Source organism: Nocardia wallacei (genome assembly GCF_029869545.1).
Lineage (GTDB): Bacteria > Actinomycetota > Actinomycetes > Mycobacteriales > Mycobacteriaceae > Nocardia > Nocardia wallacei_A.
In genome coordinates this window covers 1-8813 of record NZ_JARWQD010000350.1, presented here as the reverse complement: position 1 = coordinate 8813, position 8813 = coordinate 1, and the positions used below count along the sequence as shown (strand labels likewise).

7 protein-coding genes are annotated in these 8813 nt (G+C 68.4%); 2 read left to right on the top strand and 5 right to left on the bottom strand.

What is annotated here, in order from left to right; translation table 11 throughout:
* Positions 1-117 precede the first annotated feature (117 nt).
* Positions 118-1584 (bottom strand): catalase, encoded by a 1467-nt coding sequence (locus QH290_RS32085; RefSeq protein WP_280262775.1) that lies wholly within the window; start codon positions 1582-1584, stop codon positions 118-120.
* 70 nt (positions 1585-1654) lie between these two features.
* Positions 1655-2101 carry a Fur family transcriptional regulator gene (locus QH290_RS32080; protein ID WP_280386995.1) on the bottom strand — a complete coding sequence of 149 codons (447 nt, stop codon included), beginning with the start codon at positions 2099-2101 and terminating at the stop codon, positions 1655-1657.
* A 365-nt stretch (positions 2102-2466) separates the two neighbouring features.
* Here QH290_RS32080 and QH290_RS32075 point away from each other — a divergent pair, with 365 nt between their 5' ends.
* On the top strand, positions 2467-3702 hold the full coding sequence (locus QH290_RS32075) for an APC family permease (protein ID WP_280386992.1): 1236 nt from the start codon (positions 2467-2469) through the stop codon (positions 3700-3702).
* Positions 3703-3765: 63 nt separating this feature from the next.
* Positions 3766-5157 (top strand): serine hydrolase domain-containing protein, encoded by a 1392-nt coding sequence (locus QH290_RS32070; RefSeq protein WP_280386990.1) that lies wholly within the window; start codon positions 3766-3768, stop codon positions 5155-5157.
* Between the two features lies 1 nt (position 5158).
* On the opposite strand, the gene QH290_RS32065 is transcribed toward QH290_RS32070, so the two are convergent.
* The 3 genes from QH290_RS32065 to QH290_RS32055 form a co-directional block, all read right to left on the bottom strand.
* Positions 5159-5725 carry an SMI1/KNR4 family protein gene (locus QH290_RS32065; RefSeq protein WP_280262767.1) on the bottom strand — a complete coding sequence of 189 codons (567 nt, stop codon included), beginning with the start codon at positions 5723-5725 and terminating at the stop codon, positions 5159-5161.
* 290 nt (positions 5726-6015) lie between these two features.
* A complete protein-coding gene (locus QH290_RS32060; RefSeq protein ID WP_280386989.1) occupies positions 6016-7050 on the bottom strand; it encodes an aspartate-semialdehyde dehydrogenase in 1035 nt (344 codons plus the stop codon).
* Positions 7051-7052: 2 nt separating this feature from the next.
* Positions 7053-8318 carry an aspartate kinase gene (locus QH290_RS32055; protein WP_280262763.1) on the bottom strand — a complete coding sequence of 422 codons (1266 nt, stop codon included), beginning with the start codon at positions 8316-8318 and terminating at the stop codon, positions 7053-7055.
* Between the last annotated feature and the right edge of the window lie 495 nt (positions 8319-8813).

The window sequence follows — 8813 nt, the reverse complement described above, 5'->3', positions numbered from 1 at the left end:
AACCCTCTCCCCCCCTGGGGGGCTTTAATATTGCGCGGCTGGCTCCCACCGGGCGCCCCCCGCTCCCACACCTACGCCCCCCCCCTCATTCCGTGGGGGCCCTTCGCATTCCCTATATCAGGCGTTGCCGTTGAGGCCGGTGCGAACACCTTCCTCGATGCGCTTGCCGATCTCCGGGTCGACACTCTTCCAGTAGTCGAACACCCTGCTCAGTACCGGCTCTCGCACGCCGCCCAGCACGTGGCCGACGACGTTGTCCACCAGGCGATCTCGCTCGGCGTCGTTGTACACCTCGCGGACCAGCGTGCCGGCCTGGGTGAAGTCGCCGTCCTCGCGGTGCTGGATGTACCCGGCGCGCACGGCCTCCTGCCCGAAGGTCCAGGTGCCCTCGTCACCGGCGCGGGTGGCGTCGGCGTGCGGGCCGCCGAACGAATTCGGCGCGTACACAGGAACTTCCGGTGCGTTGTAGTCGTAGCGCATGGCGCCCTCCTTGGAGTAGGAGTTCACCTCCGCGGCACGGGCCCGGTTCGGCGGCAGCTGCGCGTAGTTGGTGCCGATACGGTACCGGTGCGCGTCAGCGTAGGAGAACACGCGGCCCAGCAGCATCTTGTCCGGCGAGAAGCCAACGCCCGGAACGACATTCGACGGCTCGAAGGCGGCCTGCTCGATATCGACGAAGTAGTTCTGCGGGTTGCGGTTCAGCGTCCAGCGGCCGACCTCGATCAGCGGGTAGTCCTTGTGCGACCAGACCTTGGTCAGGTCGAACGGGTTGAACCGGTAACCCTCGGCCTCGGATTCCGGCATCACCTGCACGTGCAGGGTCCAGCTCGGGAATTCGCCGCGCTCGATGGCCTCGTACAGGTCCTGACGGTGGAAATCGGGGTCGGTTCCGGCCAGCCGGTCGGCCTCGGCCTGGGTCAGGTTCTTGATGCCCTGGTCGGTCTTGAAGTGGTACTTCACCCAGAACCGCTCACCCTTGGCGTTGACCCACTGATAGGTGTGCGAGCCGTAGCCGTTCATATGGCGGTAGGTGGCCGGGACACCGCGGTCGCCCATCAGCCACGTCACCTGGTGTGCGGTCTCCGGGCGCAGGGTCCAGAAGTCCCACTGCATGTTGTGATCGCGAAGTCCGCTGCCCGGCAGGCGCTTCTGCGAGCGGATGAAGTCGGGGAACTTGATCGGATCCTTGATGAAGAAGATCGGGGTGTTGTTGCCCACGATGTCGTAGTTGCCGTCCTCGGTGTAGAACTTCACCGCGAAACCGCGCGGGTCGCGCCAGGTGTCGGGGCTGCCCTGCTCGCCCGCGACCGTGGAGAACCGCACCAGCGACTCGGTGCGCGCACCGGGCTGGAACAGCTTGGCCTTGGTGAAACGGCTGACGTCGTTGGTGACGACGAGTTCGCCGTACGCGCCCGCGCCCTTGGCGTGCACGATCCGCTCCGGCACCCGCTCCCGGTTGAACTGCGCGAGCTTCTCGATCAGATAGTGGTCGTGCAGCAGGATGGGGCCCTGCGTGCCCGCGGTCAGCGACTCGTTGTCGCTGGCGACCGGGATACCGGTGTTCGTGGTGGTCGGCTTGGTCATGGAAGCCTCCTTGGGCTGGTGAGCAACGCCCCGGGTGACGGGCTGCCCGGGTTTCGGGTGTGGATGGATTTCATCCGGTCGGTGTGGAGTCCGTCCGACGGCAGGTCGGGCACAGCCCCCAATACACGACCTCGGCCTCATCGATCGCGAAACCGTGCGCGTCGGGCGGGTCGAGGCAGGGGGCACTGCCCACGGCACAGTCCACATCCACGACCGTGCCGCAGTTTCTGCACACCAGGTGGTGGTGGTGGTTGTCGCCGATGCGGGCCTCGTAGAGCGCCGAGGACCCGGCCGGTTCGATGCGCCGCAGCAGCCCGGCGTTCACACAGGCGCGCAGCACGTCGTAGACGGCCTGTGTGGATACCGAGCCCAGCTGTTCGCGCACCGTGGCGGCCACCCGATCGGCGTCCGAATGCGGTTGGGCTGTCACCGCATCCAGCACCGCGACCCGCGGGGCTGTCACTCGCAGGCCTGCCGCGCGCAACCTCTCGCGCGGATCGAAACCACCGGTGTGCATGAACCCAGTCTGCCCATTTTCTGGAATAAGTCAAGAAAAGACTTGGCAGTCTGTCGTCATGTGTTCGGAATAGATCCCGGCGTGCGTCCGTTGATCACCATTGCCGACGCCGGGACAGCCCCGGGCCTCACCACTTCGTCGCTACGAGCGACCACTCGCCGAGAGGCGCATGTTGGGCGTCGGCGCCCGAGCCGCGAAGCCGGCGTGGCGTTCGCGGAGCTCGGAGCGACAGCGCCACCAGGTTCTCCCCCTGACCTGGTGGCGTTTCGCGTGTTCGGGTGGGACCCAACGGCCGTGGCGTATCGGGACAACGCACCGCCGGACGGCAGGTCGCGCTGCGGTCGCCCGTCCGCGAGGATGTCCGCATGACCGGTCCGGAATTGCGGCGCAGGCTGGGGCTTGCCGATTCGGTGACCATCGGCCTGGGGTCGATGGTGGGCGCGGGGATCTTCGCGGCGCTCGCTCCCGCGGCCGCGGCGGCCGGGCGGTGGCTGCTGCTCTCGCTGGCGGTGGCGGCGCTGGTCGCCTACTGCAACGCGATGTCCTCGGCGCGTCTGGCGGCGCTGTACCCGGTGTCGGGCGGGACCTATGTGTACGGCCGGGAGCGCCTCGGGCCGTTCTGGGGATATCTCGCCGGTTGGGGATTCATCGTGGGGAAGACGGCCTCGTGCGCGGCGATGGCGCTGACCGTCGGCAGTTACGCGTGGCCGGACCGGGCCCGGGCGGTGGCGGTGGCCGCGGTCGTGGCGGTCACGGCCGTGAACTGTGCGGGGGTGCGGAAATCGGCGCTGGTCACCCGGATCATCGTGGGGGTGACGCTGCTCGTGCTGGCGGCCGTCGTAGGCATCTGCCTGCTCGGAAGCCACCCCGCCGCAACGCCTCTGATCGAGCGCGTGGGTGTGACCGGTGTGCTGCAGGCGGCCGGTCTGCTGTTCTTCGCCTTCGCCGGATACGCCCGCATCGCCACCCTCGGCGAGGAGGTCCGCGATCCCCGGCGCACCATTCCGCGTGCGATCGTCCTCGCGCTGGGACTGGCACTCGCCGTCTATGCCGCCGTCGCCGCGGCCGTACTGGTGACGCTCGGCAGCGACGGGCTGGCGGCCGGGGCCGATCCGCTCGCCCGTGCCGTATCCGCCGCGGGGGCAGGCGAATTCGCGCCCGTCGTGCGGGTGGGCGCCGTGGTCGCGGCGACCGGCTCACTGCTCGCGCTGCTGCTCGGGGTCTCGCGCACCACGCTGGCCATGGCCCGCGATCGCCATCTGCCCGGTGCGCTGGCGGCCGTGCATCCGCGCTTCGAGGTCCCGCAGCGAGCGGAACTGCTCGTCGGCGCGGTGGTCGCGATCATGGCGGCGAGCGCGGATCTGCGTGCGGCCATCGGGTTCTCGTCCTTCGCGGTGCTGTTCTACTACCTGATCGCCAACCTCTCGGCCGCAACACTGCGAGCCCACGAGGGCCGCCCACCCCGCTGGATCCCCCTCGTGGGCACCACAGGCTGCGCCGCCCTAGCCTTCACCCTCCCCCCGGCCTCCGTCCTCACCGGCCTCACCGCACTCACCCTCGCCGCCACCGCCTACGCAATCCGCTCACCCCGCCACCCCTGACAGAGGGTGCGAGAAGTGTCGGCGGCTGGGGCGGGGTGGGGTGGGGCGGGATAATGTGGGGCTATGGGGCGCATCCTGGGGTGGCTGGTGGGTGTGGGAGTTACCGGGTTGGTGGCGGGTGGCGTGTTCGCCGTGCCGGTGCGGGCGGAGCCGGGGGCGGTGGCCGAACCGTCCGGGGTGGTATCCACGGCGCCCGAGGCACCGGGGCGTTGTGAGGTGTCGGACGGGCGGGAGTTCGCGCGGACCGAACCGGAGCGGGTGGGGTTGGATTCTGGTCGGCTGGATGCGGTCATGCGGTTTGCCGCGGAGCGGAATCGGTTGAATGTCAAGGTGTTTCGGCATAATTGCCTGGTCGGGACCGGGCCGCGCAATGCGGAGACCGACCACATTCCCTGGAATGTCTGGAGTGCCACCAAGAGCGTGGTGTCGCTGCTTGCCGGAATCGCCTGGGACCGGGGCGCTCTCGATATCTCCGCGCCGATCGATCGCTACCTGCCGCCGGGGCTCGGGGACGAGGCGCATCGGTCGATCACCGTCGAGAATCTGCTCACCGAGACCTCCGGCCTGCACATCGGGCTGGTGAACGAGGGCGCCACCGCGGTTGTCCCCATCGATCCCCACAGCGCCGTGCAGGCGCTCGCCATGCCGCTCGACGATCCGCCGGGCACCGAATTCTCCTACAGCCAGCGCAATGTGGACCTGCTCAGCTATGTCCTGGAACTCGCCGTCGGCGAGCCGCTGCAGCAGTTCGCGCAGCGCGAACTGTTCGATCCGCTGGGCATTGCGCGCAGCGACTACTACTGGGCCCGTGACCGTTCCGGCACCACCTACGGATACGCCCATCTGATGATCCCGCCCGACGACCTCGCCAAGCTGGGCCTGCTGGTGAGCAACGACGGCCGGTGGGGCGAGACACCGGTGGTGTCCGGCGACTACCTGCGCCGGGCGCTGGCGCCCTCGGCGGCAAACCCGTGTTACGGGTACCTGTTCTGGATCGGGTCGGGATGCGTCGAGATGCCGCGTTTCCTGCCTCCCGACGTCTACGAGATGTCCGGCCTCGGCCTGCAGAACGTCTTCGTCATCCCCAGCCTCGACCTGACGGTGGCGTGGACCGGATTCTTCGGCAACCACAGCGATCTCGGCATCAGCGGCACCCTGCAGAACACCTCCGAACTGACCCACGAGTTCTTCCGCCGTCTGTTCGCGGCGTTCCTGGAACCACCGGTCCCCGATCCGGGCCCCTACGTGGAACCACCCGTCCGCCTGGATCCACGCAACTACTTCGACCCGGACATCACGCTGGGTGTCTTCGGCCTCGGGCCGTACGCCTATCCGGGCTGTAATGTGCTGTCCTGCTTGAATACTCCCCTCGCGCCGCCCTTCACCGACGCACCGCCGGGGTGTGCGCTGCTCGCCTGTGTCGGGCCGGACCCCCGAACGCCCGGCATTCGATGAGTCACGGGCGGGTCACCAGCTGCGCCCGCGCCTCGGCATTGAGCCGGGCGGCGGCATGGTTGAGCCAGCTCTGGTAGTAGTCGAGAAAGGCCGGGCCCAGCGACCATTCACCGCGGCGATACCCCAGATACACGACTCGTCCGCGGGCGGGACCGGCGGCGACCAGGCCGATGAAGTCCCCGTACCCGACATCGCTGATCACCAGGAATCCGCCCGTCGGCCGGGCGGCGCAGGGGCCGAGCGACCCCTGCTCACCGCCCGGAAACGGTTGCGCGCAAGCATTGTTCGCCGAACGGACCATGCGCTCCCAGCTGATTCCGCAGTAGGGACCGGCGCCGACTCCGATGTGGACGAGGAATTCCCGGAAGCCGCGGGCCAGTTCCCCGGACATCACCGATTCCAGCTTCGCCAATCTCCCGGGTGACACCGGCCAGGTGAGGTAGGAGTGCAGATTTCCCCCGGAGGGAACCTCACCGTCGAAGACCCTCGGTAGCAACGCATCCCGCTCGCGCAACCATTCGAGGCGCCCACGAATCCAGTCCAGCCGCACACGCAGTTCGTCCTCCATCGCTCGATCATGGCGATCGAACACCCCTGAGCGCCAACATCATTCGGCCGGGTGTCGCGGAGAAAACCCAGGTGGGCGCCGAAGTTACACACCTTTCACCAAGATTGAACATCCCGGAAAAGCGTTCCCGGCCAAAAACGCGCCGGGAATATGAGGCGGGCACGCCGGGAATATGAGCCGGGCACGCCAGGACTTCCAACGGGCACGCCAGGATTTCCAACGGGCACGCCGGGACTTTGACTTTCAACGGGCACGCCGGGACTTCCAGCGAGCACGCCGGGGCGGCGAGATCAGCGTTGGGCGAGCAACACTTCTGCGATCTGAATGGTGTTGAGGGCGGCGCCCTTTCGGAGGTTGTCGCCCGAGATGAACAGCGCCAGGCCGCGACCCCCGGGCACGCCCGGATCCTGGCGGATGCGGCCGACCAGTGACTCGTCCTTACCGGCCGCCTCCAGCGGGGTCGGGACGTCGACCAGCCGCACCCCGGGCGCTCCGGCCAGGATCTGCTGGGCGCGCTCGACCGAAAGCGGCTGCGCGAATTCGGCATTCACCGACAGGGAGTGGCCGGTGAAGACCGGCACGCGCACGCAGGTGCCGCTGACGAGCAGGTCCGGGATGCCGAGGATCTTGCGACTCTCGTTGCGCAGCTTCTGGTCCTCGTCGGTCTCGCCGGAGCCGTCATCGACCAGCGAACCGGCCAGCGGCAGGACGTTGAACGCGATCGGCGCGACGTACTTGTCGGGCGCGGGGAACGCGACCGCGGAACCGTCGTGGGTCAGCTTCTCGGCGTCGTCGATCACCGCGCGCGCCTGCGAGGCGAGCTCCTCGACACCGGCGAGCCCGCTGCCGGACACCGCCTGGTAGCTGGAGACGATCAGGCGCTGCAGCCCGGCCTCGTCGTGCAGCGGCTTGAGCACCGGCATCGCGGCCATGGTGGTGCAGTTCGGGTTCGCGATGATGCCCTTGGGCAGATTGCGCACCTGCTCCGGGTTCACCTCGCTGACGACCAGCGGAACCTCGGGATCCTTGCGCCACGCCGAGGAATTGTCGATGACGGTCACACCGGCGGCGGCGAACCGCGGTGCCTGCACCTTCGACATGGTGCCACCCGCGGAGAACAGGGCGATATCCAACCCGCTCGGGTCGGCGGTCTCGGTGTCCTCCACCACGACCTCGCCGCCGCGCCAGGGCAGCTTCTTCCCGGCCGAGCGCGCCGAGGCGAAGAACCGGACCTCGTCGGCGGGAAAGTTGCGCTCCTCCAGCAGTTTTCGCATGACGGCGCCGACCTGCCCGGTCGCGCCGACGACGCCTACGCGCACACCCATGATCAGATCCCCGACCCGGCGTGCACGACCGCCACCTCGTCGCCGCCCAGATCGAAGGCCTTGTGCAGCACCTTCACGGCGTCGTCGAGTTCGGTGTCCTTGACCAGCACCGAGATCCGGATCTCCGAGGTGGAGATCAGGTCGATGTTGATCCCGTTCTGCGCCAGCGCCTCACAGAAGGTGGCGGTGACGCCCGGATGACTCTTCATCCCGGCGCCGACCAGCGACACCTTGCCGATGTGGTCGTCGAAGAGGACCTGCGAGAAACCGATATCGCTCTGCCGCTTGGTCAGGAACTCCACCGCCTTGGGACCATCGGTCTTGGGCAGGGTGAAGGTGATGTCGGTCTTGCCGGTCTCCACCTTGGAGATGTTCTGCAGCACCATGTCGATGTTGATCTCGGCATCGGCGATGGCACGGAATACCTTGGCGGCGTAGCCCGGCTCGTCCGGCAGGCCCACCACGGTCACCTTGGCCTCGCTGCGATCGTGCGCGACGCCGGTGAGGATTGCTTTCTCCAAGGGGATGTCCTCCATCCATCCGTAAACGTAGGTGCCGTTCTTGTCCGTGTACGAACTGCGCACGTGCACGGGCACATTGAAGCTGCGCGCATATTCCACGCAGCGCAGCATGAGCACCTTGGACCCGCAGGCCGCCATCTCCAGCATCTCCTCGAAGGAGACCTGTTCCAGGCGCTGCGCATCCGGGACGATCCGCGGGTCGGCGGTGAAGATGCCGTCCACGTCGGTGTAGATCTCGCAGACGTCGGCCTCCAGCGCCGCGGCCAGCGCGACCGCGGTGGTGTCGGATCCGCCGCGACCCAGCGTGGTCACGTCCTTCGAATCCTGCGCCACGCCCTGGAACCCGGCGACCAGCACGACCATGCCCTCGTCGAGCGCCTCGCGCACCCGGGACGGGGTCACGTCGATGATCCGCGCGTTGCCGTGCGATCCGGTGGTGATCACCCCGGCCTGCGACCCGGTGAACGAACACGCCTCCGCGCCCAGCGAGTGGATCGCCATGGCGACCAGCGCGTTGGAGATGCGCTCACCCGAGGTCAGCAGCATGTCCATCTCACGCGGCGGCGGCGAGGGCGCCACCTGCTGCGCCAGGTCCAGCAATTCATCGGTGGTGTCGCCCATCGCGGAGCAGACGACCACGACGTCGTGACCCTGCTTCTTCGTCTCCACGATCCGCTCAGCGACGCGCCGGATCCGCTCGGCTGATTCGAGCGAGGATCCTCCGTACTTCTGAACGACGAGAGCCACGACGGGGTCCTCCAAGATCGACTAGCTGCAATTACCAGGACCCCAGAGTACCGATCGGGGTCCAGCGATTATCGATGCACCTCTACCGGCGACGATGCCGAGGAGGCCGTCCGAGCGTCGAACTTCGCGGTCAGCGGCGCCAGGAGCCAACCACGCAGGGATGTGGGAGTGAGGACGACAGTGAGGGACGATGGGTGCATGAAGAGCACAGAGATCGAGGTGACCACGGGACGGGCCGAAGTCGTCTACGACCTCACTCCGCAGTGCGCGGCTTTTCTGCGGGAGGCCGCGGCGGGCGGCGACGGCCTGCTCCACATATTCGTCCCGCACGCCACGGCGGGGGGGGGGGGGGGCGGGGGCGGCCCCCGGGGGCGCCGCCCCCAAGGGGGGGGGCCCGCGGGGGGGCCGCCCCCCCCCCCCCCCCCCGCGCCCCCCCCCCCCCCCCCCCCCCCCCCCCCCCCCCCCCCCGCCGTGGCGTGCGGGACGAATATGTGG